At 48.5% G+C, this 24,307-nt stretch carries 21 protein-coding genes; 13 read left to right on the forward strand and 8 right to left on the reverse strand.

Going from position 1 to position 24,307, the window contains the following annotated elements; translation table 11 throughout:
• Positions 1–107: 107 nt before the first annotated feature.
• The 3 genes from C9I98_RS08305 to C9I98_RS08315 are packed head-to-tail and all read right to left on the reverse strand — an operon-like array spanning position 108 to position 5,306.
• Entirely contained in the window at positions 108–2,771 is a 2,664-nt protein-coding gene (locus C9I98_RS08305) for a M14 family zinc carboxypeptidase (protein ID WP_036831450.1), read from the reverse strand.
• Positions 2,772–2,784: 13 nt separating this feature from the next.
• Complete coding sequence (locus tag C9I98_RS08310) at positions 2,785–4,233, reverse strand: ATP-grasp domain-containing protein (RefSeq protein ID WP_036831454.1); 1,449 nt, start codon at positions 4,231–4,233, stop codon at positions 2,785–2,787.
• Positions 4,230–5,306: an ATP-grasp domain-containing protein gene (locus C9I98_RS08315; RefSeq protein WP_036831457.1), complete on the reverse strand. Its 1,077-nt coding sequence runs from the start codon at positions 5,304–5,306 to the stop codon at positions 4,230–4,232. Before C9I98_RS08315 ends, C9I98_RS08310 begins: the two co-directional genes overlap by 4 nt.
• 274 nt (positions 5,307–5,580) lie before the next feature.
• Here C9I98_RS08315 and C9I98_RS08320 point away from each other — a divergent pair, with 274 nt between their 5' ends.
• Complete coding sequence (locus C9I98_RS08320) at positions 5,581–6,594, forward strand: M20/M25/M40 family metallo-hydrolase (RefSeq protein ID WP_245907114.1); 1,014 nt, start codon at positions 5,581–5,583, stop codon at positions 6,592–6,594.
• Positions 6,595–7,211: 617 nt separating this feature from the next.
• Positions 7,212–8,435, forward strand: a complete 1,224-nt coding sequence (locus tag C9I98_RS08325) for a response regulator (protein WP_036825520.1) — start codon at positions 7,212–7,214, stop codon at positions 8,433–8,435.
• Between the two features lie 21 nt (positions 8,436–8,456).
• Here the strand turns inward: C9I98_RS08325 and C9I98_RS08330 are convergent, their stop codons facing one another.
• Complete coding sequence (locus C9I98_RS08330; RefSeq protein ID WP_036825523.1) at positions 8,457–8,861, reverse strand: GNAT family N-acetyltransferase; 405 nt, start codon at positions 8,859–8,861, stop codon at positions 8,457–8,459.
• A gap of 229 nt (positions 8,862–9,090) precedes the next feature.
• Between C9I98_RS08330 and C9I98_RS08335 the strand changes: the two genes are divergently transcribed.
• The 3 genes from C9I98_RS08335 (at position 9,091) to C9I98_RS08345 (ending at position 13,684) form a co-directional block, all read left to right on the forward strand.
• On the forward strand, positions 9,091–10,935 hold the full coding sequence (locus C9I98_RS08335; RefSeq protein ID WP_107271840.1) for an ABC transporter ATP-binding protein: 1,845 nt from the start codon (positions 9,091–9,093) through the stop codon (positions 10,933–10,935).
• A gap of 431 nt (positions 10,936–11,366) precedes the next feature.
• Positions 11,367–13,076: a hypothetical protein gene (locus C9I98_RS08340; protein WP_036821319.1), complete on the forward strand. Its 1,710-nt coding sequence runs from the start codon at positions 11,367–11,369 to the stop codon at positions 13,074–13,076.
• Between the two features lie 407 nt (positions 13,077–13,483).
• Positions 13,484–13,684 (forward strand): hypothetical protein, encoded by a 201-nt coding sequence (locus C9I98_RS08345; RefSeq protein ID WP_036821322.1) that lies wholly within the window; start codon positions 13,484–13,486, stop codon positions 13,682–13,684.
• A 98-nt stretch (positions 13,685–13,782) separates the two neighbouring features.
• Here C9I98_RS08345 and C9I98_RS08350 read toward each other — a convergent pair whose 3' ends face one another.
• Positions 13,783–14,694 carry a LysR substrate-binding domain-containing protein gene (locus C9I98_RS08350; RefSeq protein WP_107271841.1) on the reverse strand — a complete coding sequence of 304 codons (912 nt, stop codon included), beginning with the start codon at positions 14,692–14,694 and terminating at the stop codon, positions 13,783–13,785.
• A gap of 207 nt (positions 14,695–14,901) precedes the next feature.
• Here C9I98_RS08350 and iadA point away from each other — a divergent pair, with 207 nt between their 5' ends.
• The 5 genes from iadA to C9I98_RS08370 all read left to right on the forward strand — a co-directional run bounded on the left by iadA (position 14,902) and on the right by C9I98_RS08370 (position 19,720).
• Positions 14,902–16,038 carry a beta-aspartyl-peptidase gene (gene iadA, locus C9I98_RS08355; protein WP_036823152.1) on the forward strand — a complete coding sequence of 379 codons (1,137 nt, stop codon included), beginning with the start codon at positions 14,902–14,904 and terminating at the stop codon, positions 16,036–16,038.
• 11 nt (positions 16,039–16,049) lie between these two features.
• Positions 16,050–16,709: a C4-dicarboxylate transporter DcuC gene (gene dcuC, locus C9I98_RS27005; RefSeq protein ID WP_253952064.1), complete on the forward strand. Its 660-nt coding sequence runs from the start codon at positions 16,050–16,052 to the stop codon at positions 16,707–16,709.
• An 83-nt stretch (positions 16,710–16,792) separates the two neighbouring features.
• The gene (dcuC, locus tag C9I98_RS27010) at positions 16,793–17,512 is read left to right on the forward strand and encodes a C4-dicarboxylate transporter DcuC (protein WP_281260935.1); all 720 of its coding nucleotides are present in this window, start codon (positions 16,793–16,795) and stop codon (positions 17,510–17,512) included.
• Positions 17,513–17,942: 430 nt separating this feature from the next.
• Positions 17,943–18,581, forward strand: a complete 639-nt coding sequence (locus C9I98_RS08365; RefSeq protein ID WP_107271842.1) for an RpiB/LacA/LacB family sugar-phosphate isomerase — start codon at positions 17,943–17,945, stop codon at positions 18,579–18,581.
• A gap of 311 nt (positions 18,582–18,892) precedes the next feature.
• On the forward strand, positions 18,893–19,720 hold the full coding sequence (locus C9I98_RS08370; protein ID WP_036818277.1) for a sugar phosphate isomerase/epimerase family protein: 828 nt from the start codon (positions 18,893–18,895) through the stop codon (positions 19,718–19,720).
• A 50-nt stretch (positions 19,721–19,770) separates the two neighbouring features.
• On the opposite strand, the gene C9I98_RS08375 is transcribed toward C9I98_RS08370, so the two are convergent.
• Together C9I98_RS08375 and kduD are read right to left on the reverse strand one after the other, a co-directional pair.
• Entirely contained in the window at positions 19,771–20,286 is a 516-nt protein-coding gene (locus C9I98_RS08375) for a YgjV family protein (RefSeq protein ID WP_081878862.1), read from the reverse strand.
• A gap of 108 nt (positions 20,287–20,394) precedes the next feature.
• Positions 20,395–21,156 (reverse strand): 2-dehydro-3-deoxy-D-gluconate 5-dehydrogenase KduD, encoded by a 762-nt coding sequence (kduD, locus tag C9I98_RS08380; protein ID WP_036818275.1) that lies wholly within the window; start codon positions 21,154–21,156, stop codon positions 20,395–20,397.
• A 270-nt stretch (positions 21,157–21,426) separates the two neighbouring features.
• On the opposite strand from kduD, the gene kdgR reads away from it, so the two are divergent.
• The 3 genes from kdgR (at position 21,427) to C9I98_RS08395 (ending at position 23,865) form a co-directional block, all read left to right on the forward strand.
• Positions 21,427–22,209, forward strand: coding sequence for a DNA-binding transcriptional regulator KdgR (gene kdgR, locus C9I98_RS08385; RefSeq protein ID WP_036818272.1), 783 nt, complete (start codon positions 21,427–21,429; stop codon positions 22,207–22,209).
• An 83-nt stretch (positions 22,210–22,292) separates the two neighbouring features.
• Positions 22,293–23,219, forward strand: coding sequence for a 2-dehydro-3-deoxygluconokinase (gene kdgK / locus C9I98_RS08390; protein WP_036818269.1), 927 nt, complete (start codon positions 22,293–22,295; stop codon positions 23,217–23,219).
• Between the two features lie 22 nt (positions 23,220–23,241).
• Entirely contained in the window at positions 23,242–23,865 is a 624-nt protein-coding gene (locus C9I98_RS08395; protein ID WP_036818267.1) for a bifunctional 4-hydroxy-2-oxoglutarate aldolase/2-dehydro-3-deoxy-phosphogluconate aldolase, read from the forward strand.
• Positions 23,866–23,968: 103 nt separating this feature from the next.
• On the opposite strand, the gene C9I98_RS08400 is transcribed toward C9I98_RS08395, so the two are convergent.
• Positions 23,969–24,145 (reverse strand): DUF3012 domain-containing protein, encoded by a 177-nt coding sequence (locus tag C9I98_RS08400; RefSeq protein ID WP_081878861.1) that lies wholly within the window; start codon positions 24,143–24,145, stop codon positions 23,969–23,971.
• Positions 24,146–24,307: the final 162 nt, after the last annotated feature.

The following is a 24,307-nucleotide window of genomic DNA, read 5'->3' on the forward strand; positions in this document are numbered from 1 at the left end:
GGCTTATACCAACCGACATAAAGACTTGATCAGTCTTACTGGTTAACACCGCAAAAAAGAACAGCCGCAATTGCGGCTGTTCTTATCTTTGGCCCAAGCCCGCGTAATTAATCCCCTTCGCGGTAGCGTTTCTCCACTTCATCTTGTGGTTCAAACTCATCATAAATAACTGACGTCACTTCATCCGAGCTGAACTTGATAGTGGCAGGTACCGAGTAATTTGGCACATTGTCGTAGCTAAACACCGAATAGAACTTAGGCATATTGGCATTGCCGAAACGATCAAAGGTGTAATCATCCTTGCCCGCATACAGCTTCACGCCATCAAACGGCGAGCGTGGCGGGTGGAAACTATTGCGCACCACATACGTCCCCACCCAGTCACTGTTGTCCGGGTTATCCCAAGTCAATTTCACCAACCCGCCTTCAAGGGATACGTTAAGGTTCTCAGGTTTATCAAGCGGTTGCTTACGCCGTTCAATGTACTCAACCACCAGCTGCGGCGAGATCTCGCCCTCCCCAACACCGCTCTTCCACTCGACCACGGCATCTTGTTGGCGGGAAGCAGAGGTTGCCCTGATCACCAAATTTACCGGCTTGCCTTGATCATGCAAATCTTCCAAAGTCTGGCGGGCCGAGCTATCAAACATGAACGTCTGGCGCGGCGACTTAGCCAACTCCTGGCTACTGACTTCATAGCCAAGAAACTCTATTCGCTCACCGCCACGAATACTATCGAGATCCGGCGCTTCGGTATCTATCATCTCTACCGTGAATCGCATTGGCTGGGCGATCTTATGCAGGGCCTCGCACTCCAAGACAAAATACGCATCGGTGATCACGATATCCGTCTGCTCGGAAAGCGTAGGTAGGGTAAAACCGACATGGCCCAAAATCCGCCTGCCCGATGAGTCAAAACCACTGTGCAACACATTGGCAGTCATGCCTTCCGTGCTCACGGTATGACAAGCCGTGGCACCAAACGCCATTTGATAAGGGCGGCGATGGTAAATCAAATCGAGGCTGGGGCGATAATGGATACCGCCACCAAAGCGACCGTAGCCAATATCAAACTGCATCATTTGCGAATCATTACCCGGCGGCAGCGTATCCGGCCCTTGTAGCCGGAGCAGCAAGCGCCCCTTCTCGAGCTGAGCTTGGATCATTTGCTTTTCAACCGCACTGAAATGCCAACTCTTCCAAATACCTTGGGTAAGCTGATCCGAATCGATGGCATCGCCTAGCGTCTGCAACGGCACGGCCTGTTGGATCTGGTCAAAGTTGGTGATATCACTGATATCATCGGGGTTGAGGATAGAGACCGACCACTCACCGTAGTTTTCGATTTTTGCCCCTACCCGATTCATCGGATACAAGGAAAATACCGCATCCTTGATCATGGCGTCCGCAGGAAGGCGGCTCACATCATAGTCAATCACCCCATAGCAAACGCCTTTGGTTTTATTAACACCGATAAACAAGGAGTTATGGCCAAAGTGATCGGCATTGTTTGGCTTGGTAAACTCGCCAACATAGCCGATTTTCTCTACCGCGGGGAATAAGGTATAGGCAAACTCGTCTTTCTCTAACGCGGTTTTAATCCGGATTTCAGGTGCAAATGGCGACTTGATCCGGTTAACCCGATTCACTTTTCTTAAGTTATAGAAGTAACGTTTTCCCGATTTTAGCTGCTTATCGCTGTATTGATTTTGCGAGGTAATAGCGATGAGGTTATCGCGAGTACAGGGATCTTTGGGGGACTCATTACGATAGACTTGGTAATAGCAACCTTCATCTTCCGAGTTATGATCCCACACCAAGTCAACCCGGTTGGCCGATACCGCACTGACCGTAAAATTCTCCGGCCGCTTGGGCGCCAAGTCTGAATAGTTGATTGCACTGCCCAATGCATACAGCAAGGCGGGAATATTCTCATCCACGCTTTGGGACATATTAATCAAGTAGTCGGGAATGTTTCGGCTCCCCACTTCCACCACCGAAGAGAGAATACCGCGATCATAGTAATACTCACGGCCACTGCCGTGGATCAGGTTCGCTGGCGGCTTGCCACGGTGGATACCATACTGGCGCTTGGTCACCTTGTGGATCTCTCGCGCCATATTGGCACAGAGGATATTGAGATCCGTGCCTTCGATTTCCGCTTCATGGTTGAACTTGTGCGCCGGGAAAAACACATTGCCCTGCGAGTGGTAATCCAACGCGATACGGATATTATCGTGGGCTTCAACAAACTGCTTTATCGCTTGGGTTTCCGGCTCCGAGAAAGCCGCCGGGCCACCGTAAATATTCGATTGCGTGTTCGTTGAATGGCGGAAGTTAACCCCGAAGTTGCGGTTTAAATCCACCCCAAAGCTACCGTCACCATTATCACGCCGGTTCTTGCGCCAGAACGAGAAATGGTTACGCGAATACTCGAAACCATCAGGGTTCAAGCATGGCACCATATACAGGGTGTTACGGGTCAGTGCCTCGACCACATCCGGGTTGCTTGGGTAGTTATCAAGCAGGTATTGAATAAAGTTCACCGCCAACTCTATACCAATCCACTCACGGGCATGGATAGTGCCGGTATACAGCAGCGCCGGTTTCAAATCAGCATAAGCGACGTCCTGCGATACAGTGACCATCATGATCGGCCGCCCCTCATGGGTTTCGCCGATACTTTGCAACCGGATCAAATCCGGATACTTAGCCATCGCCTCGGTCAGAAAATCAATCGTATCCTGATAGGATAAATATTGTGTTTTCATCGTTATGCCTCAATTATGCTTCAACAGCCTGCATGTCATGCCAATGCTTAAGAATAGCGTCTAGCTTTTTCTGCTTGAGGTTGCGAAATTGCAGTAAACGCTCTGGCTGCTGGTTTAGCACCTGCACGGTCCCATCGGCGCCAAGGGTGTCGACCACATCATAGGCCAATGCCTTGCCGATGCCTTTCACTTCAAGAAAAAACGCGATCAACTCGTGATGGCTTAAAGAATGACTCTCAGCAACACAAGCCACCTCGGCTTCACTTGCTTCAGCCAGCTGCATGGGCAAGTCCTCTATACCGGTGTCAATCAACACTGCCTCTTTGGTCAATTCAAGATCGGAAATACCCTTATCCTGGGCAGCCAAATCCTGAGGGTGACGGATCACCGCTCTCGGATTTAAATCTTGGAAATTCCATGCTTCGCTTGGCCATTCCTCCCTTGGCTGGTAGTCGGTTTTCAGCAAGGCATATGGCGCGTCATGCGGGGCATATTCGCCGGTGTCAGTCGAATAGTCCAGCCTGCCGAAGCTAATATGGCGCAAGGTTCGTAGTAGGGACGAATCAATTTTACCCAGCTCCTCCCAGTTTTTATGGGCAAAGAACGGCTGGCGGAAATCTTGCGGCGCCAATAGCCACATCAGGTACTGGCCTATCCAATCACGGATATACGGGAAAGCGGCAAAGGCCGTGGCACATTCCAAGATGGTGTACTCGTCATCCATACTGACTGCAATATCACACGCCCAGTACTCCGCTTTGGCCGCCTTCGACGCATTAACGGCAAGCTCAAGCACCTGCTCCGGCACATTCTGGTAATCCATGCTGCCGCCCTGGCTCGTGTTGGTCAGCCACTCCCCTTCCGGAGGTCGGCGCCAAAAGGCACAAATCGGTTGGTGGCCAACAAGCATCACGCGAATGTCTGCCTTCATCGGCACGAAATCTTGGATATAGGCAGGGTAATAGCGTTTTTCAGAAAATAGCCTTAACGCCTCTTGTGCTGAGTCCACCTTGTGGACGAAATAACCGCCGTAGTTTGACGGGCCATAGGAGCGTTTGACGATTTTGGGGTAATCCGTTGCAGTTAAAAATGCCAGCGCTTCATCGACTTCATAAAAGATCCGGGTCTTGGGAATAGGCAGCTGGTACTTCTCGCAAAAATGGGTCACGTTCTCTTTCGACTTATTACTGAACTGGGTGTCAAGCGAAGGCAAGAAACGCACCTCTGGCAACTCACGGGCGATTTCGCGAAAAGTCTCATAGGCTGTCGCAGGAATATTACCGATCAGCACATCGATGTTCTTGCGCTTCACTTCATTGATGAAGCGCTGCTTATCATTGCCCCAGTGATAAATCACTTGTTCGATCTTGTCCGGCCATCCCTTGAAGTTGGAGCGATTGAAAAAGCGAAGAACATGATCAAGGTAAAGCAAGCCGATTTTAGGACGGGTAACGGTGTTCATACAGCGGTTTCCTTAGCGTGTAGTACAGGGGCAATGTTGGCGTTGTGATAACTGGCGGCGATTTCCGCCGGTAACTCGACTGGCGATGGGGTCTGGGCAATAGAGTGCGCCGCGGGTTGGGCATGGGCTTGAGTGGTTGAATGCCTCACCACCTGAGCATGTCCAGCCGCCTGATTGACGGTGCGATCAATCAAATCGACTAGGTATTCAATTTTGGTGTCATTAAAGTCGAGGCCAAACGCCTCTTGATCCGGTGTCGCAAAGGCTGGGATACCATTGACCTCAATCACCACATACTGCTGGTGTTCAATGTCATAGATAATATCGACCCCGGCCACTTCGAGACCGGTCACTTTCGCAGCCCTCAGCGCAAGATCCACCACCTCAGGCACGGGTTCACGCTTTATCACACTACCGCCACTGGTAACATTGGTCTTCCAACTGCCCGGGGCTGCTTTTCGTCCATAGCAAGCAACAAACTTGCCATCGACAATATCGACCCGGTAATCGGTAAAATCATTTTCAATTACCCGCTCCAGATAAAACTGTGGCGCCGATTGCTGAGCGATATATGGCATCAACAAGTCCAAGTCACGTTCGCTTTCGAGCTTGATGATCCCGTTACCACCCCAACCGTCTACCGGCTTGCAAATGGCTTTGCCCTGCCAAAAGCGCATATGATCCTTGAGTTGTTCGATGTTGTGCTTGTTGCACACGATATAGTCAGTGGTCGGGATCCCGTGGACCTTCAGCTTATGAGCTGTCAGGTACTTATCTTCGGTTAAAGCAAACGAGTCATAGTTGTTGATCATCGGCATCATGCTATTAAGCACCTGATACAGATACACCTGATATGGGGTTTGCTGGCCAGCGTTATACGAAAAGAACAGGTCGAGTTCGTCTAGCATGTGTCCGTTACAAAAGATGCTGCCATCGTAGGCCGACGCCTGAGCCAAGTTCAGGCCCGTGATCGCCTCTATTTCCCTCTCCTGCAACTGCGCAACCATTTTGCGCTCGATTTCCTTGCCTCCACAGTTCTCATACATCCATAAACCGACCCGGTGGTTTGCCATGTGCGACTCCTTAATTGCGAGCAGATCAAATATATGCCAATCCGGCATTGTTAATAAAAATGACACGGTAGTAATATAGTTTTACATCATAATGTTGCATATCTACTGCAACAGTGAGCTATGTGGAAAATTCTTATCAACAATGGCAGCGAAAGCGCAAAGCTGTGCAAGGAATCAAATTATGGCCTGTATTGATTTCACTGATTTAAAATCGATGATCGAAATAAACTCCTGCACCAACAATAAAAATGGAGTGGATGAATACGGTAATCTAATGAAAAGCTGGTTAGAGCCACTAGGCTTTAACACCGAAGTTTTTGAGCGAGATCAGGTTGGAAACCACCTGTTATGCCTCAGCCATTGCCAACCTGATCAACCTCGCCTGTTGCTGATGGGGCATCTCGATACAGTATTCCCTCAAGGCACATTCGAGCACTACAGCGAAGACGATAAATGGGTTTACGGGCCAGGAGCCTGTGATATGAAAGGGGGAAACTTTGTTGCCTTATCCGCACTAAGAAACGTGTTTGCCGAACAAGGTAAAATTGGCAATATTGATCTTTGGCTGGTCAGCGATGAAGAAACAGGCAGCGATGACAGCAAGTTCATCACCAAGCATTTAGCCGCCAACTATACCGCCTGCCTCGACTTCGAAGCTGCCGGTGCCGATCACGAAGTGGTTGATGGCCGTAAGGGTGTGGCCACTTACTGTATCGATTTTAGCGGCGTTGCCGCCCATGCAGGCAACAACTACCACCTAGGCAAAAATGCCAACCTTGCCGCCGCCAAGACACTCATTGCCCTCACCGAGCTGACAGATCTTAACCAAGGCACAACGATCAACGTCGGCAAAATGCATGGTGGCACCAGCACCAATACCATCTCACCCAATGCCCAACTCATGGTCGAAGCACGCTTCACCCAAACGGCTGAACAACAACGGGTATTAAAACTCATCCCTGCGCTCATCCACCAGCATGGTATCGAAGGCGTCACGGCGAAACTCAGTGGCGGCCTTCAACGTGATGTCATGACCCCAACGGCAGAACAACAGCAGTTAGTAAAACAGTTAAGCGCACTCATTGGCTACCCTCTCAAAACCGAGCAGCGTGGTGGCGTCAGCGATGCCAACGTGACATCAGGTGTCGGATTACCGACGCTTGACGGTTTTGGCCCATATGGCGATGGCGACCATACCGTGAACGAAAGGGCAAGCAAAGCCAGCTTTGAAAGACGAATCACTGAAGTCACGGCGATACTTCGCCACTTTAATCATTGTGCCGAATAAATTTGTTCGATAAGAATATAAATAATACTTTGGGATTACACGGCCAGCTTTAGCAATAGAGCTGGTTAATTAATTTCCAATAGTTTACCTGTGAAATAAATATATTAGCTATTAATAACAGTTAATTAATCAAGAGCATTAAATTTACTTTCTATAATAACAAACGAAAATCATCACTGCGCATTCGCACCTACAAATATTAATATTACTTTTACATATGATAATCATATCAATATAGGTAGTCACCGGACCGTAGCGCCACCATTCCCCAAAAGCATAACAAACACAACATCGATGAATACAATATAAAACTAACTGCATAATAAGAGATGGCTTCACTGGGTTTATTTATCGCCAAAAAGAATAATATAACCTGAAATGTACCGATACTAACCGCAAGGCTCGACATTGATATAGATTCACCCAAAGTGAATTTTCATTCATGCGATACCATTACTAAAAAACCATTTCATTTATTCCATGAACCGTAAAACAACATAATTAAAATATATGTTCTTATAACTCTATGTTTGTATATCAAAATAAAATAGCTCATAATACGCTGCTTATTTGATGGGCTCACTTAATAGATCTTTCCCCTTTAAGGTGTATAGGTAATGGAACAAAAGATATTAGTCGTTGAAGATAGCCGACCATTTCGACGTGTTATTGAAAGCGAGCTAAGAAAAGCGGGATATACCCCGGTTCTGACCGACACCATTGCGGGTGCGGAAAAGATTTTAGACGAAGGCACTGATTTCCTCTGTGCGATTCTTGACTACTGTCTGCCTGATGGGCAGGACGGTGAGATCATCGATCTTTGCTTATCTGTTGATGTAAAAGTCATTGTTTTGACGGCCTTGATGGACGAAATGACCCGTGAGCGCGTGCTGGCCAAAACGGTGATAGATTACATCCCCAAAGATAGCCCATCTTGTATTTCAAGCATCATCCCTATCTTGAAGCGCCTAGAGAATAATGGCGAGCACAAGGCACTGGTCGTCGATGATTCGATTACCGCCCGTAAATACATCCGCAGTCTGCTTGAACGCCAGTACCTTACCGTTGTCGAAGCAAAAAACGGCGAACAGGCATTAGAGGTGTTCAAAAAAGAGCGCGACATCTCCTTGGTGATCACCGACTACTCCATGCCTGAGCGTGACGGTGTGAGCTTGGTGAAAGAACTCAGAAAATCCTATCGTCCTGGGCAACTTGCTATTATCGGATTATCGGCCAGTGACGAGGCGGCCCTGACAGCAAAATTCCTAAAGGCGGGCGCCAATGACTTTTTGAAAAAACCATTCAACCAAGAAGAGTTCTATTGCCGTCTGCACAGCACGCTGAATATTCTTGATTCCGAGCGCAACCTGTATAAGTTGGCGAACGAAGATTACCTTACCCAATCTTGGAACCGCCGCTACTTCTTTGATCATCAGCTAGTGAAGAGCCATAAGGGCCCGCGCTGCCTTGCTTTGCTTGATATTGATAACTTCAAGCAACTGAATGACACCTACGGCCACCACATTGGTGATATGGTACTTATCGAGTTGGCCAATACCCTAAGAAACTACTTCCCCGACGCGCTCGTGGCCCGCTTTGGTGGCGAGGAGTTCTGTATTTTATACGGCAACTCATTCCAAATTTTCAGCCAACGCTTGGAAGTACTGCGCCGTGATATTGCCGACTCAGAATTTACGATCCTCAGCAACTTGATCAAATATACGATCAGCCTTGGTGTCGTTAACCTTGATGCCGGCATCCATGAAATGCTTAAGCGCGCCGACGCATGCCTGTACCAAGCCAAAGCAAAAGGTCGCAACTGCATGGTGTCTGAAGGGTAAGTGCTTTAAAAGACAAGAACTTTAAAGTGCCACTGACATTTTGAAGTAAGGGACATCCCCTTTGTAAAACCGCTCCCCTTGCGGTGCCATGCCAAAACGATGGTAAAAGCCCTGCGCCGACTCACGGGCGTCACACCAAAACGTCGTGACGCCGTTGGCAACCAGCTGCTCGATCACTGCCTTGATTAACGCAGTACCCATCCCCTGCCCTTGGTACTCAGGTAAGGTGGCAAACTTCCTTAGCCTTGCCGTTTGCCCATCAATGAATACCGACGCGACACAAACCAATTGATTCTCTTGGTATACCCCGTAATGCAGGCCATTGGCATCATCGGGCACTCGGCAAAAATCGATGCTCTTTTTCGGCCACAATACGTGGTGGCGAATAGGTAATGTCAGTTCCGCATCGATACGTTCAATCTTCAACACTAGATTCCTTCTGTTTAGTCGCGAGGGGAAGAAAGCAGAATTAGGCAAGAATAATCAACAATTAGCCCTTAACCAATACGGGGCATAAATGTACAATTACGCATCAATGCGTATCGCAACACAATAATCCTAATCTGGATAAGCTCTTCTTTTCCGTGCCGCAGGCCTATGCCTTTGGTGCAGGCTATTTTGCCAAAAAAACACGCAATACTGGAACCTTCATTTTATGTTCAAACGTTTTGAAAAGCTGTCTTCAGCATTTCCACCTAATGAACCGGAACAACCGCCAAAAGGGCTGTTTGCTTTCTGTCGCTATTACACCCGTGGCTTCGAGTTGCCATTGATTGCAATGTCCATTTTGAGTGCCTTGATCGCCATTGTCGAAGTATCGCTGTTCGGCTTCATGGGTAAGTTGGTCGACTGGCTGGCTGAGCACAACCCTGACACTTTCTGGGCTGAAGAAGGTGGCAACCTAATGATGATGGGCTTGCTGGTTGTCATCGTTGTGCCGGTGCTGATCACCTTACACTCGCTGATCGTCCACCAGACACTGCTTGGCAACTACCCGATGTCTATTCGCTGGATGGCGCACCGCTACCTGCTACGCCAGAGTGTTTCGTTTTACCAAGACGAATTTGCCGGTCGTATCGCCACCAAGGTGATGCAAACCGCGCTATCGGTGCGCGAGACCGTCATGAAACTGCTGGATGTACTGGTATATATCACTGTTTACTTTACGTCGATGGTGGTGATGATTGGCCAATCTGATGCACGACTCATGCTGCCTATGCTGCTGTGGTTGGCCGGCTATATCGGTATCCAACTTTACTATGTGCCTAAGCTGAAGCATGTCGCCACCGAGCAAGCCGATGCCCGCTCGATGATGACCGGCCGCATCGTCGATAGCTATACCAATATCTCTACCGTGAAACTGTTCTCGCACACCAACCGTGAAACCGAGTATGCCGAGCAGGGCATGAGCGGCTTTATGGATACCGTGTACCGCCAAATGCGCTTGGTGACCGGGTTCAATATCTCGGTTGAAGCTATCAACTACCTATTGGTCTTCGCCATTGCGGGCTTGTCTATCTGGCTTTGGTCGGCGTCAGCCATCACTGTGGGTGCCATCGCCATTGCTGTCAGCCTTGCCCTGCGTATCAACGGGATGTCGAAGTGGATCATGTGGGAAGTGGGCGGCCTGTTTGAAAATATCGGTACAGTGGTTGATGGTATGAAGACCCTTTCCCAGCCAGTGGCAATCAAGGATGCGCCAAATGCCCCAACATTGGACGTTGCCAAGGGTGGCATCGAGTTCGATAACGTCAGCTTCCACTATGGTGAAGGCAAGGGCGTGATAGAAAAGCTCAACCTCAACATCAAACCGGGTGAAAAAGTCGGCTTGGTGGGTCGCTCAGGTGCGGGTAAATCAACGCTGGTTAACCTGCTGATGCGATTCCATGATGTGGAAGCAGGCGCCATCAAGATTGACGGTCAAACCATTTCCCAGGTGAAGCAAGACTCACTTCGTGGCCAAATTGGCATGGTGACCCAAGATACTTCGCTACTGCACCGCTCAATTCGCGAGAACATCCTTTACGGCCGGCCTGATGCATCCGAGCAGGATCTGCTAAGGGCGACCAAGCAGGCACATGCCCACGAGTTTATTCAAACCTTGAGCGATCCGCACGGCAATGTCGGCTATGACGCCCAAGTGGGCGAGCGTGGTGTGAAACTGTCTGGCGGCCAACGCCAGCGTATCGCAATTTCACGTGTGCTACTAAAAGATGCCCCTATCCTGATTTTGGACGAAGCAACCTCTGCTTTGGACTCGGAGGTAGAAGCGGCAATCCAAGAAAGCCTATACCAGCTAATGGAAGGGAAAACGGTTATTGCCATTGCCCACCGCCTTTCTACCATTGCCGCTATGGATCGTCTGATTGTGCTTGATGAAGGCAAGATCGTCGAGCAAGGCTCGCATCAGCAATTGCTGGAACAAAACGGTATCTATGCCCAGCTATGGGACCACCAAACTGGCGGCTTCATTGCCAGTGAGGTAGAAGAAGAGGTGTAATTCAAGTTCCTTATAACTAGCCGTTCACCCTTAAGGCCCGCTGGAGCGGGTCTTATTTTTTATGACTCCTTACTCCCACCATCTTCATTACACAGCCTTATTCCCAAGTAACCGCAAATAAAAGCACATCATCGCAAAGTTTATTGAACAAACATCACAGAAACCATTTGTTACAATATGGCCAATATTCCATACATTAAGCCAAACTTTACCGGCAACAAAAACATTCACCAAACAAATGCATAAATTAAGTTATTACGCCTAAATTTATCACTATCAACAAAGTAAAAAACAACTCGCATTTATAAATGTCGCAAAATGACCATACACTTCAAACACTTACACCTGTAAACTCCTGCATGTAATAAGGTTATTTCTCAATACATAAGTACCCTTAGAGGTATTTCAAAAACATAAATTAAGGATAATTTGTGAAAAAAATAAATTTTCTAGCAGCATCAGTTGCACTTGTGCTTTCCGGATGTAACTCAAGCAGTACGCCTTCACCTGAAGTTGGTGACCCTACCATTACCAGTACCTTTATTGACTCACCAGTCGAAGGTATGGTGTACACCACATCGAGTGGCGAAGAAGGCGTAACGGATAGTGCGGGTGAATACACAGCTAAAGCCAGTGATACCATTACCTTCTATTTAGGTGGTAAAGAAGGTCTGAAGGTAGGTGCCGCATCAAACCGTGATGTACTAACACCTTTCGAAGCTGCTGGTAAATACAACCGTGCAGTAAACCTTGCCGTGATTCTACAGTCGCTAAACAACGAATTTGGCAGCGGTTCAAGCGAAACATTGTTTGTGCCAGAGAAGCTTCGTGATATTCAAGACCCGCAAGTTGCCGAAGCACTGGCAAACCTGAGTCTAGACAGCGACTACGAAACAGTTAAAGCTTTCCTGACTAGCGATGCAATTGGCGTCAGTGCCGACAATGTTGTCGAGGTCGATGAAGCACTTGAGCACATGGATGGTGCTTTTGGCGATATGGCGCGTGGTGGTAATAATGCTAACCCGTTTACCCAAAGCGGAAAGTTTGTCCGCTCCATCGATGTTACCCAGTACGAACTGTCTAATGACCCAATCACGTTTGTCCATGCCGACAAAATGCTGGATAACGACCTATTTGAAAAAACGCGCGGCATGAAGTTAATGAACTTCGAAACCACTAGCACCGGTGCAATCATGCTAGCAGGCTCTAACGACACAACCTTCACAGCTGGAGCCGCAGAAGATTACTTAACCTGTATCGCTGATTATGAAGGTGAATTCACACACGGTAACCCAAATTTATGCGATGGTAATCCAATCACACCAGGTACATATAGCCTAGCTAATTACCAGAACTTCGACTACAACATCCTTAACCCGTACAAAGCATCGACCGAAGATGAAGAGCTCGTTTGGGATGAGGCGCAAGAAATGAACATAGTGCCGTTTGTTGCGAAAACCGTTACAGAGCTCAACCATTACACGGCTAATGTTCTATGGGATGATGGCGAAGAAGAAAACGGTAGTTATGTAGAAGCTTGGCAGCTTAACACCACTTCTGGCTCTTACGACCCGGTTACTGGTGTGTATACCGAAATCGTCGAGAAGACTGAGCTTAATGGCGAAGATTGTGATCAAGCTAGTAACAGCTGTACCGACGGTCGTAAAACCCAACGTGTCGCCTTCTACTACGAAGTCGGCAGCGAAGACGCTGAGCGTTACGTTGACTTCAAGGGTACTTGGCATGAAAACCAGATTTGTACCGATGGTCAGCCAGCAACCATGCAGTATGTCTTCGATGATAAAGGCTTAACCACAACGGGAACCGAGTGTATAAATGGTACACCGACAGACATCGGCTCAGAATTCAATACCTATGCTGATCTCGCCAACATCGATTACTGGTGGTTCAACCAAGCAGGCCGTGAATCGAAAGCAACCCTCACCGAGCTAAACACGGTTGTTCGCTTCTGCGACGAAGATAACTACCAACCAGGTAATTCATGTGATGATGACCAATTCTTCGTCAAGTTTGAGTACCAACCAGCTGGTGCAGATTGGGATGAAGGCCTGTTAATTCGCACCAAGATGGATACTTCGGGTAACCAAGCCAGCAGCAGCATCATGCAAAAAGTGCAGTAACTATATTTATCTCTCAGCATAAAGCGCCCATGCGGGCGCTTTTTTTTACAAAAAAACAATTACTACAACAACAGGATTGTAAGCACACACTTTCAGCCATCACCCTATGTTTAAAGCCGCCTTTACAGGTAAACAAACACAGCCAAGCCGCTCGCCAGCCAAATAAAATTATTGCTAGCGCATTTGCTCTAGCATTTGTCACTGTTATTGCTTGTTTATGATTTTGATCAACAAACCAGTAACAATAACCCGTTTTAGGTGGTCACCTCAGAATAACAATGCTAAAAAATTGACTGTTTTTTATAGCCCCGCCACCGAAGCCAAATTCATGGCAGGCGTAAATAGGCGCTAAAACAAACGAAAAGAGCACTGACATGATGTCGGTGAATTGAAAAGGAGTATTTGAAATGCTTTGCCCTGATTGCAAACAGCCAATGGTTAAAACCAATACCAACGACAACCATTGTGTCGATATCAACTGTCCGCCAGAGCGCACCCACTGCCCGAAATGCGCTTCCGACAACACGCAAATTATCAGCAAAAGCATCAGCGACGCGACTGTCGCCTGTGGTGATTGCAGCGAAGAATGGATCATCTCGCGCAGCTAAGCTAGCAGCAACGCTTTAACTTTAAAGCAATGAAGCCAGCACAATGGTGCTGGCTACTTCTTCGAACGTCTTACCAAGCTATTTTATTCCCCCGTCCATTAAGCCGACGGCTTTGACTCGACGACTTGGCTTAGCCCCTGCCAGAACTGGTGTACCGACGTACGGCTCGCTTCTTTCGCGCGATAACAAACGATATCTAGCGTAATCAAAAGTTCCGGCATCTCGGGAAACGCCCTGACCAACTGCCCTTGCGCCAACTCCGATTCAATCGCGTGGCGCGGTGCCCAAGCCACCCCGTAGCCATTGACCGCCATTTTGATCAGAGACTCGGTTAATGTGGTTTCAAATACCTGATTAAGCGGGCACTGGTTCTTCTCGATCAAGGGAGCAACGACGTTATGCAAAAAGGTATGTTCAGAATAGGCCAAATAGGGGTAAGCCTGATCTGCCGCGTGTTGCTCAAGCAATGCCGGACAAACCACAGGAATGATCTCTTCCTGGCAAACCAATAACTTTTCCACCTTATCTTCAATCAAGAACGATGGCCGCATTCCCTGAGTATTGTATGCAAACAGGATATCGCTAGAGCCATCCAGCAATGCCTGAAAGTGGTTATCAATTCCCTGTACTGACGGGTTAATAGCCAAGTTAAGGTCATGAAAATGCTCGCTACCTTGCCTAAACAAAGCGGGCAATAAATTGACGGCGAACGAGTGCAGGCTAACGATACGAACCGTGTGGTCGGTTTTGAGCGATACCTGAGCAAAGTCCTCTTTGGTGACCTTGATCTGCTCAAGCAAGTTTTCGACATAGGGAACGAACTTTTCGCCTGTCTCTGTCAAGGTTATGGGGTAGGACGTACGATCGAACAAGGGCGTACCAACCCACAACTCCAACGCCTGTATCCGGCGACTAAACGCTGACTGGGTCACATGCCTAGCCTTGGCCGCTGCACCAAAGTTACCTAACTCCCTGAGGCTCATGAAGTCATCTAACCATTTGAAATCCATAAATTCTTCCTGCCATACGCCAAGCTATGATCTAAATGAATAGTTTCATTCGAAAACAGCAATAGAAATAAAAATACTCTTATAAAAATTAAGGTTACTCTGATTTTAGTGGCAGCCAGACTGGTGACAACAGGACCATCTGCCAAAGCGAATAGTTTGACTGAGCATCAAACATCGACCTTAAAACCAATAATGAAAGAGCACCCTATGTTTACCCTACTTAAAAACGCTGAGCTTTATTCCCCGTTACCTATTGGCAGGACGGATATTCTAATTTCTCACGGCAAGGTACTGGCAATCAGTCCTTCAATGCAAGTTAATGCGCTTAAAGATGTGAGTGTCATCGACTGTAGCGGCAAAATTGTTACGCCCGGGCTCATCGACCAGCACCTTCACCTTACGGGTGGCGGCGGCGAAGCCGGCTTTGCCAGCCGCACACCGCAAGTCACCTTGAGCAAGCTGATAAAGGCGGGCACCACCACCGCGGTTGGGGTACTCGGAACCGATGGCATTTCCCGCTCCCCTCGTGACTTGTATGCCAAGGCAGCGGCATTGCGCGAAGAAGGAATTAGCGCCTACATGCACACCGGATCGTATGAAGTGCCAACCAAAACCATCACGGGCTCCATCCGCGATGACCTCACTTTCATCCCGGCTATCCTTGGTGTCAAAATTGCCCTTGCCGATCATCGCTGCTCCTTCCCAACCACCGAAGAGCTTAGCCGTATCGTCTCGGATATTCGTATCGCAGGCATGCTATCAGGCAAGAAAGGGTTGCTACATATCCACATGGGTGGACTGGACAATCCGTTTGCCCAAGTGAACGAGTTGCTTGCCATGGGGCTACCTATTCACCACTTCTCGCCAACCCACGTTGCCCGCACCGAACACCTATTTAACCAAGCGATCGAGTTTGCCCGTAAAGGGGGCTATATCGATGTCACTTCCGGTGGTAGCCGCTTTACCCCGCCAGAGCAAGCCATTAAGTACGCGATGGAGTGCGGCGTCGAAGCACACCATATCACCATCAGTTCTGACGGTAACGGCAGCTTACCGAAGTTTGATGAAAGCGGTGCGCTTGTCGGCATGGCCGCTGCCGATGTCGATAGTAACTTACTGATACTGCCTAAGCTCATTGACGCGGGCATTGCCCCTGAACTGGCCATCGCCATGGCAACAGCCAATGTTGCCGACTCGCTAGGCATCAAGAAGGGCCGAATCGAAACCGGCAGCGATGCCGACCTATGTATTTTCAATGATGACTTCAGCCTCGACAGCGTGATAGCCCAGGGCAAAACCATGATGCTGCACGGCGAAATGCAGGTAACAGGAAACTTTGAGTAAGGAATACCAAAATGAGTTTGTTAATCGCCCTTATCGGGCTGGTGATCGCCGGTCGGCTGATCCTTAAAAACTACAACCCGCAAGGCGTCCTGTTTACCACAGGTATTGCCATGATGTTTCTGGCTATCTTTACCAACAACGCCAGTTTTGTCGATAAGTCCACCGGCTGGATCGGCTTCGATATTTTCGAATACATCAGCAACACCTTCAGCAACCGCGCTGGCGGACTCGGCTTGAAGATCATGCTTATTGGCGGCTTTGCCATGCTAATGTCTGTCATTGGGGCCAGCCAAGTCATGGTACGGGTGACATCCAAACCACTGATGAAGCTTAACTCGCCTTATCTTATGCTGGCGATGGCGTTTATCTTGGGTCAGTGCCTAGCGCTATTTATCTCGAGTGCCACCGGCCTTGGCCTGTTGCTTATGGCGACCCTTTATCCGGTTCTTATCCGCCTTGGTTGTAGTAAAGCAGCCGTTGCCGCCGTGTTGGCGAGTACCTGTGCCATTGAGTTCGGGCCTGGCTCGGGCAACTCAATTCTTGCGGCACAAACCGCCGGATTGGATATCACCGAGTACTTCATCAACGACCAGCTTCCGGTGATCAGTATTCTGATTGTTGTTGTGGCGGCTATCCACGCCCTTACCCAACGTTACTTCGATAAAAACTAGGCGTCGAAGCAACCAGCTCCCCCGTCGACACCCAAGTTGAAGATACCGGTTCAGAGACCCCGCTTTACTACATATTGTTACCGATGCTTCCTCTGTTCTTCATGCTGACATTCAGCAAGATGGGCGTAGGGACAATTAACGTAGGCATGGCAACCGCCATCTTGCTCAGTATCTTCATCAGTTTAAGCTGTGAGTTTTTACGCCATCGTCAAGCCAAGGCGGTTTTCGAAAAGCTGCAAGGCGTGTTCAACGACATGGGCAAAGTGTTTGCCACCGTAGTAACCCTGATTATTGCAGGCCAGACCTTTGCCATGGGGCTCAAGTCTATTGGCGCTATCGATGCCCTTCTTAACCTCGCCAGCGGTGCAGGTTTTGCCGCGAGCGTGATAGCGCTGTTCATGGCTATCCTCACCTTTACCATCTCAGCACTGATGGGCTCGGGCAATGCGGCCTTCTTCTCATTCGCGCCGATGGTGCCGCAAATTGCGGAGAAGATTGGCACCAATGTCGCCGACATGATCCTGCCAATCCAGCTATCTGCCGGATTCGGCCGAACAATTTCTCCTATTGCAGGGGTCATCATTGCTGTTGCGGGTATCTCGGGCCTGTCACCGTTTGATATTGTGCGCCGTACCCTGATCCCAATGCTCAGCGGATGGCTAATCATGCTAGCGATCACCTTCACCCGCAGTGGCCAAATCATGGAGCTACTTCCATTCCTAGCCGGTGCGGTCGTACTTGCTATTGCAGGCATGGCGGTAATGAAAAAACGTGCCAAACAAAAGCTCGGCGAGACAGCATAAACCACGGAACGATTAAGCAAAGGAGGCAGGCTAAAAGAAGTTAGCCTGCCTCCTTAAACCGGAAAGCAGCAAGGAAAAACCCCATTTAGAAACACCGTTCCGTTACGTGAACCCCCTAGAACGCTTCCAACCCCCTGCGCCATAGAGCGTTTATTTGCCCGACTTGCAATGCTAGCGTCCTTCGCCACAACGATTCCCACCCTTAACATAATCAAAATAAATAATTAAAAATCAACAAAATACAAGCAACGCTATAATAGTAACAGATAGCACTGTTGTGCTTTCCGACAAATTACAAACGTGAATCAATCCTTAGACAACAATGCTTCCCACCAAACTATCGAGAAGTTATTTTTATTTTTTTGAAAAGCCTTTTCATTTTTTAACTCTTTCATTATAATCGCTTCATCAACGACAGAGAGAGATTGTTATGAAAATCGCACTAATGATGGAAAACAGCCAAGCGCCAAAGAACGCGATGGTTGCAGCTGAACTAAACAACGTTGCAGGCGGCCTAGGTCACGACGTTTTCAATGTTGGTATGACAGATGAGAACGATCACCACCTAACGTACATTCACCTAGGTATCATGGCGAGCATTCTCCTTAACTCTAAAGCTGTAGATTTCGTCGTAACTGGTTGTGGTACTGGCCAGGGCGCACTTATGTCTAGCAACCTGCACCCAGGTGTTGTTTGTGGTTACTGCCTAGAGCCATCAGATGCATTCCTTTTCAACCAAATCAACAACGGCAATGCTATCTCTCTAGCATTCGCTAAGGGCTTCGGCTGGGCTGGTGAACTTAACATCCGCTACATCTTCGAAAAAGCCTTCACTGGTAAGCGTGGCGAAGGTTACCCAATTGAGCGTGCTGCACCTCAGCAGGCTAACGCTGCAATCCTTAACGATGTAAAAGCCGCTGTTTCTAAAAATGTAGTAGAAGGCCTACAAGCTATGGACCAAGAGCTAGTGAAAACGGCTGTTGGTAGCAAGCAATTCCAAGAGTGCTTCTTCGCAAACTGCCAAGTTGAAGAAATCAAAGAGTACGTACTGTCTTTGCTTGAAAAGTAATTCAGTCCCCACCTCTGACTTATCCATAAACCGCCTTCGGGCGGTTTATTTGATCTTCGAGCTCGCCATTACCTGCCCCTGTCTATTTGCTTCCCCCCTATAGTGCTACCTCCCCCGCTATCGCATCGTTCGATAAATATTTTTCAAATTTAATGTAAATAGATCTAGATAACGAAAAAATATTTTCATGAAGGTATGATGGCGAATAAACACCACTAATAACAACACCATTAATTATATGGTCAGATTATTGCTGGGATTGATAGGCACATTCATCAAAAAATAATAAAACCGATGTACAAGGAGGCTCCATGAAATTTGCTCTGCACGGCATGATCTCATTGCATAACAACATTATCAGTGACATCCGCTTGGCCAAGGAAACCGGTTATCAAGGGCTGGAAATTCATACCGAAAAACTTTGGCGCTACATTAATGCAGGGCTAACTAGTGAAGCCTTCAAGGCCCGCCTTGATGCCGCCGAGCTCAAGCCTACCGCCATCGATATCATCGGTTCGGTTGAAGCAGCAGATAAGGAAGCACAGCAAAAAGTGTTCAATGAGGCGAAAACCCTATGCCAGTTCGCCAACGACATCGGCTGCGATACCATCCAGCTCAACGCGTTCGAGTCACTCAATGCGCTATCGGTAGAAGACAACATCCGACTAACGGCGGCTAACATTCGTGAGATTGCTGATATTGGCCGTGATTTTGGGGTTAAGTTCCAGTATGAAGGCGCAGCCTGGACCCCCATCGCCACGCTAGACGACTACTATCGCCTGCATGATGCGGTTGGCCGTGATAACTTCGGCTTTGTGTTGGACACTTGGCACTTCTGGGCATGCCGTGGGGCGACCCCAGAGTCGATCAGCAAAATCGACCAAGCGCTGATTTATAACGTGCACCTGTCTGATGGCAAACGCCCGGATGTTGGCCAACCTTGGGTAGATGAAACCCTGCTCCGTGGTTGCTTGTTGGGAGAAGGCGATATACCGCTGCAGGAATGGGTTAGTGCCATCCAATCAACTGGCTTTGATGGGTTCTACTCGGGTGAATTCCTCAACCCGCAGCTATGGGAAGGGGATCATTATGAAACAGCCGAAACGATGCTGAAGCAAATGCGCAGCCTTGTTGGTTAAGAACAAACACAACGAATGAAAACGCGCAGCCTGCCTGCGCGTTTTGCCAGTTAGCTCGCCTCTGCCTCAACCGTCGCCTTGCTCCGATACAGGCGGTAGATAGTCGTCAGGTTCACAGAAAGCAAGGTCAGCTCGAGTAACACCCCGCCAACCGACCCGACGATAACATTATTGATAAGCCAGCAGATCGCCCCCACAACAAAGGCAAGCCGCATCTGGATCCCGCTAAGGCAAAACAGCGCGTAAGAGCCAATACACGCCCCCATGATAGGCAACAGATCAACCCAGCCTTCTGCCAACCAGTAGCCAGCGGCAAGGTTAAATGCAACGAAAATATACGCCAGCGCCTTTGATTGATACTTGATTGACAGCCCAGTACGAAAGGCCGAAAGCATCGCGCTCATTGCTGATGTCACCGCCCCCAACAGGAAGAAGTGCACCATGTGATTGACATTCAACAACACCATCATCAGCTTCAATTTTCTATCATTCTTTTGATAGAACGCCGCCACGCCCAGCGCAAAGCTCACCATGCCCAATGCTTGGGCAAAGGAAAATTCCAACATGCTAAGCCAACCTTCTGCCAGAGATTAAATGGGATTGGTATACAACGAGAAAACGGCTGCACTATATCAATAGTGCAGCCGCCGATAATTTCACATCAGAACGATGTATTAGCGAGCTAACCAGCCGCCGTCAACCGCCAAGGTGTAGCCGTTAACGTAAGAAGCCGCATCTGACGCCAGGAATACACATGGGCCAGCAAGATCCGCAGGCTCACCCCAGCGATCAGCCGGAATACGCTCTAGAATTTCTGCATTACGCTGCTCGTCTGCACGCAGCTGCGCCGTGTTATTGGTAGCCATGTAGCCCGGTGCAATAGCGTTAACGTTAATACCGTGCTTCGCCCACTCGTTCGCCATCAGACGGGTCACACCCATCACGCCACTTTTCGACGCAGTGTAAGAAGGCACGCGGATACCGCCTTGGAAAGACAGCATAGAAGCGATATTGATGATCTTGCCGCCGTTACCCTGAGAGATAAACTGCTTCGCCACAGCCTGAGACATAAAGAACACAGACTTGATGTTGATGTTCATCACGTCGTCCCAGTCTTGCTCTGAAAAATCAATCGCATCGTTACGACGGATAATACCTGCGTTGTTTACCAGAATATCGATCTTGCCGAACTTGCTTACCGCCTGATCAATGATGCCCGCAATGTCGTCGGTTTTCATCAGGTTAGCTCGAATATCAAGGAAATCACGACCAGTTGCTTTGATTTTCTCGATAGTTTCGGTTGGTTCAACAATGTTCACACCTACAATGTCACAACCTGCCTGTGCCAAACCCAGCGCCATGCCCTGACCAAGCCCAGTGTCGCAACCTGTCACGATGGCAACTTTACCCTGAAGATCAAAATTATTAAGAATCATGTCATTTCCTCGATGCCTGTTCATGGCCATTGGCCCGAACGAATTAAAGCGTTATCCCGTTAATGTGGTTGCACTATAACAACGACAAAAAGTGATATCAAGTTTTTTGAAATGGCATTTCATTTTTATAATTACTCATCACATTCCAATCAGGCGTGATGACAAATAAGACATGATTCAGAATTTTTGAAAAAGCCTTTCAGAAAAATAGATACAAACTGACGATGAACGTATAATGCGGGCAATAACAGATTTGAAAGGAGTATTGCGATGGAATCATCTAAGCAGCCAGAAGCCGTCTCGTCGGTGATGAAGGTGTTTGGGATCCTGCAGGCGCTGGGCGAACAAAAAGAAATTGGTGTGACCGAGCTTTCCCAACGCCTGATGATGTCGAAAAGTACGGTTTACCGCTTTCTACAAACCATGAAGATGCTGGGCTATGTCTCTCAAGAAGGTGAAACGGATAAATATGCTTTGACGCTAAAGCTATTTGAGCTGGGTGCTACCTCATTAGAACATGTTGATTTGGTTGATCTTTGTGATAAAGAAATGCAGCACATCTCGCAGCAAACCAATGAAGCCCTACACCTGGGTGCCTTGGACGAGAATGCGATTATCTACATTCACAAAATCGACTCAGGCTACAACCTGCGTATGCAATCTCGCATCGGCCGCCGCAATCCGCTCTATAGCACCGCTATTGGTAAAGTACTACTGGCCTACCGCAGCGAAGAGTTTGCCCACGAAGCGCTAAAAGACGTCGACTTCATCAAGCATACCGACAAGACGCTGGAAAATATCGAGCAGTTGCTAAGTGAGCTAAAAGACGTCAAAGCCCAAGCCTTTGCGGAAGATAACGAAGAGCAAGAACCAGGTCTTCGCTGCATCGCTGCGCCTATCTTCGATCGTTTCGGCAATGTAATTGCTGGCCTGTCTATCTCGCTGCCAACTATCCGTTTTGACGAAAAGCGCAAGTCTTACTACGTGGATCTGCTGCAAAATGCAAGCCGCAAGGTGTCTGAGCAACTGGGTTACCACAATTACCCTCAATAAAAAGAAACGCAATTTCATTTTTATTGACTTAGAAACGCCAATTGATAAGAATACCCTCAGTGATTTTCATGAGGGTATTTTTTATGACGTTAAAACGCGTGGCCGTAATCGGCGAATGCATGGTCGAGTTACAGCGCAAGGACGGGCACATCAAGCAAACTTTTGGTGGTGATACCCTCAATACAGCCCTGTATCTTTCCCGCCTAACCCACCAGCACGGTGTTGAAACCAGCTATGTGACTGGCTTGGGCAACGATAGCTTCAGCCAAGAAATGCGCGAAGCTTGGCAGCAGGAAAAGATCAACACTGATCTGGTCTTCCAGTTGGAAGATAAAAACCCTGGCTTATACCTTATCGAAACTGACAACACAGGCGAGCGTACTTTCCACTACTGGCGAAACGACTCGGCTGCGCGCTACTGGCTTGAGCATGTTGACAGCCAGCAGCTGACCTCACAGCTAGCCGGTTTCGACATGATTTACCTGAGTGGGATCAGCCTAGCTATCTTGCCTGATGCGGCAAGGGAGACCCTTTACCAGGTTCTTGAAACCTGCAAGCAACAAGGCAGCAAGATTGTTTTCGACAACAACTACCGCCCGCGCCTATGGGCAAATGCCGACACTGCCGCCAAGCACTACCAGCGCATTCTTTCACTGACCGACACTGCGCTGCTGACTTTCGATGACGAAATCATGCTTTACGGCGAGCACAGCGTCGAAGCATGTATCGAGCGCAGCCAGCAGTGCGGCGTACGCGAGATTATCATCAAGCGCGGCGCAGAAGACTGCCTAGTGATCGCCGATGGCAACCAAATGTCGGTTGCGGCAACCCGTGTCGACAATGTGGTTGATACCACGGCAGCTGGCGACTCCTTCAGTGCGGGCTACCTTGCCAAGCGCCTGACGGGCGGCGATCTAGAAGCGTCTGCACTCAATGCACACAAGCTAGCGGGTACGGTGATCCAATACCAAGGTGCGATCATCCCTCACAACGCTATGCCAAACCTATAAAATTCTGACTAAGGAACGCAAAATGTCTAACCTAAATGCTCGTATGGGCGAGTTGAAAGTCATTCCGGTTATCGCCATCAAAGACGCAGATAAAGCTGTTAAGCTTGCTCAGGTACTGTCTGAAAACGGCCTACCATGTGCCGAAGTGACCTTCCGCACAGAAGCTGCAGCCCAAGCTATTCGCAATATCCGCGAAGCGTTTCCAGAGATGCTAATCGGTGCTGGTACTGTACTGAATGCCGCACAGGTAGACGAAGCTATCGACGCGGGTGTTGACTTCATTGTTAGCCCAGGCTTCAACCCAACAACCGTGAAATACTGTCAGCAGCGCAACATGCCAATCATCCCGGGTGTTAACAACCCAAGCATGGTTGAGCAGGCAATGGAAATGGGCCTAGATACCCTGAAGTTCTTCCCAGCTGAGCCTTCTGGCGGCGTTAACATGCTAAAAGCTATGACGGCGGTTTACCCTGTTAGCTTCATGCCAACAGGCGGTGTTAACCCGGCTAACGTGAAAGACTACTTGGGCGTGAAATCTGTCTTCGCTTGTGGCGGTACTTGGATGGTACCGGGTAACCTTATTGACGAAGAGCGTTGGGATGAACTAGCAGAGCTAGTAAAAGGCGTGGCAGATATCGTTGCCTAACCCCGTGGTTTGAACTGGCCATGTCGAGATGTAGGCAGCGGCTAAACAAATTACAAAGCAAGAAGGAGGGCATGGCCCTCCTTCTTCTTTATCAAGCTCACCACTATTCGGTTTCTTTGCTTTTAAACAAGCAATGCTGGGTGAAATCTTTGGCTTCGTTGGCCGTCCAATCCCCTTTCGGCTTTTCCTTCATCCCTTCGCACCACTTCTCGCTACCCACCTCTTCGGTACACGCGGTAACGGCAAAACAAAAACACAACACGCTAAACAACTTTTTCATGATGGAAATTCCTGACTTTCTATTGGACGCTAGGCACGATTTCCTTCTTCGTGCACAAAGCACTCGATGTTAGCTGTTCATCAAGTGTAATACATAGGCATCACAGAAATAGATTTGCGCCGGCATGCCAAACAATTGGGTTGAATATAAGGAGCAAAAAGA

Source organism: Photobacterium sanctipauli (assembly GCF_003026495.1).
GTDB lineage: Bacteria > Pseudomonadota > Gammaproteobacteria > Enterobacterales > Vibrionaceae > Photobacterium > Photobacterium sanctipauli.

Excerpts from the sequence above, each read along its gene's own strand:
- C9I98_RS08375 (WP_081878862.1), bottom strand. The coding sequence starts at position 20,286 with ATGTTGGAATTTTCCTTTGCCCAAGCATTGGGCATGGTGAGCTTTGCG.
- C9I98_RS08325 (WP_036825520.1), top strand. The coding sequence starts at position 7,212 with ATGGAACAAAAGATATTAGTCGTTGAAGATAGCCGACCATTTCGACGT.
- kduD (WP_036818275.1), bottom strand. The coding sequence starts at position 21,156 with ATGATTCTTAATAATTTTGATCTTCAGGGTAAAGTTGCCATCGTGACA.
- C9I98_RS08310 (WP_036831454.1), bottom strand. The coding sequence starts at position 4,233 with ATGAACACCGTTACCCGTCCTAAAATCGGCTTGCTTTACCTTGATCAT.
- kdgK (WP_036818269.1), top strand. The coding sequence starts at position 22,293 with ATGACGTTAAAACGCGTGGCCGTAATCGGCGAATGCATGGTCGAGTTA.
- C9I98_RS08365 (WP_107271842.1), top strand. The coding sequence starts at position 17,943 with ATGAAAATCGCACTAATGATGGAAAACAGCCAAGCGCCAAAGAACGCG.
- C9I98_RS08320 (WP_245907114.1), top strand. The coding sequence starts at position 5,581 with ATGAAAAGCTGGTTAGAGCCACTAGGCTTTAACACCGAAGTTTTTGAG.
- C9I98_RS08395 (WP_036818267.1), top strand. The coding sequence starts at position 23,242 with ATGTCTAACCTAAATGCTCGTATGGGCGAGTTGAAAGTCATTCCGGTT.
- C9I98_RS08400 (WP_081878861.1), bottom strand. The coding sequence starts at position 24,145 with ATGAAAAAGTTGTTTAGCGTGTTGTGTTTTTGTTTTGCCGTTACCGCG.
- C9I98_RS08335 (WP_107271840.1), top strand. The coding sequence starts at position 9,091 with ATGTTCAAACGTTTTGAAAAGCTGTCTTCAGCATTTCCACCTAATGAA.
- C9I98_RS08350 (WP_107271841.1), bottom strand. The coding sequence starts at position 14,694 with ATGGATTTCAAATGGTTAGATGACTTCATGAGCCTCAGGGAGTTAGGT.
- dcuC (WP_253952064.1), top strand. The coding sequence starts at position 16,050 with ATGAGTTTGTTAATCGCCCTTATCGGGCTGGTGATCGCCGGTCGGCTG.
- iadA (WP_036823152.1), top strand. The coding sequence starts at position 14,902 with ATGTTTACCCTACTTAAAAACGCTGAGCTTTATTCCCCGTTACCTATT.
- kdgR (WP_036818272.1), top strand. The coding sequence starts at position 21,427 with ATGGAATCATCTAAGCAGCCAGAAGCCGTCTCGTCGGTGATGAAGGTG.
- C9I98_RS08370 (WP_036818277.1), top strand. The coding sequence starts at position 18,893 with ATGAAATTTGCTCTGCACGGCATGATCTCATTGCATAACAACATTATC.
- dcuC (WP_281260935.1), top strand. The coding sequence starts at position 16,793 with ATGCTTCCTCTGTTCTTCATGCTGACATTCAGCAAGATGGGCGTAGGG.
- C9I98_RS08305 (WP_036831450.1), bottom strand. The coding sequence starts at position 2,771 with ATGAAAACACAATATTTATCCTATCAGGATACGATTGATTTTCTGACC.
- C9I98_RS08315 (WP_036831457.1), bottom strand. The coding sequence starts at position 5,306 with ATGGCAAACCACCGGGTCGGTTTATGGATGTATGAGAACTGTGGAGGC.
- C9I98_RS08345 (WP_036821322.1), top strand. The coding sequence starts at position 13,484 with ATGCTTTGCCCTGATTGCAAACAGCCAATGGTTAAAACCAATACCAAC.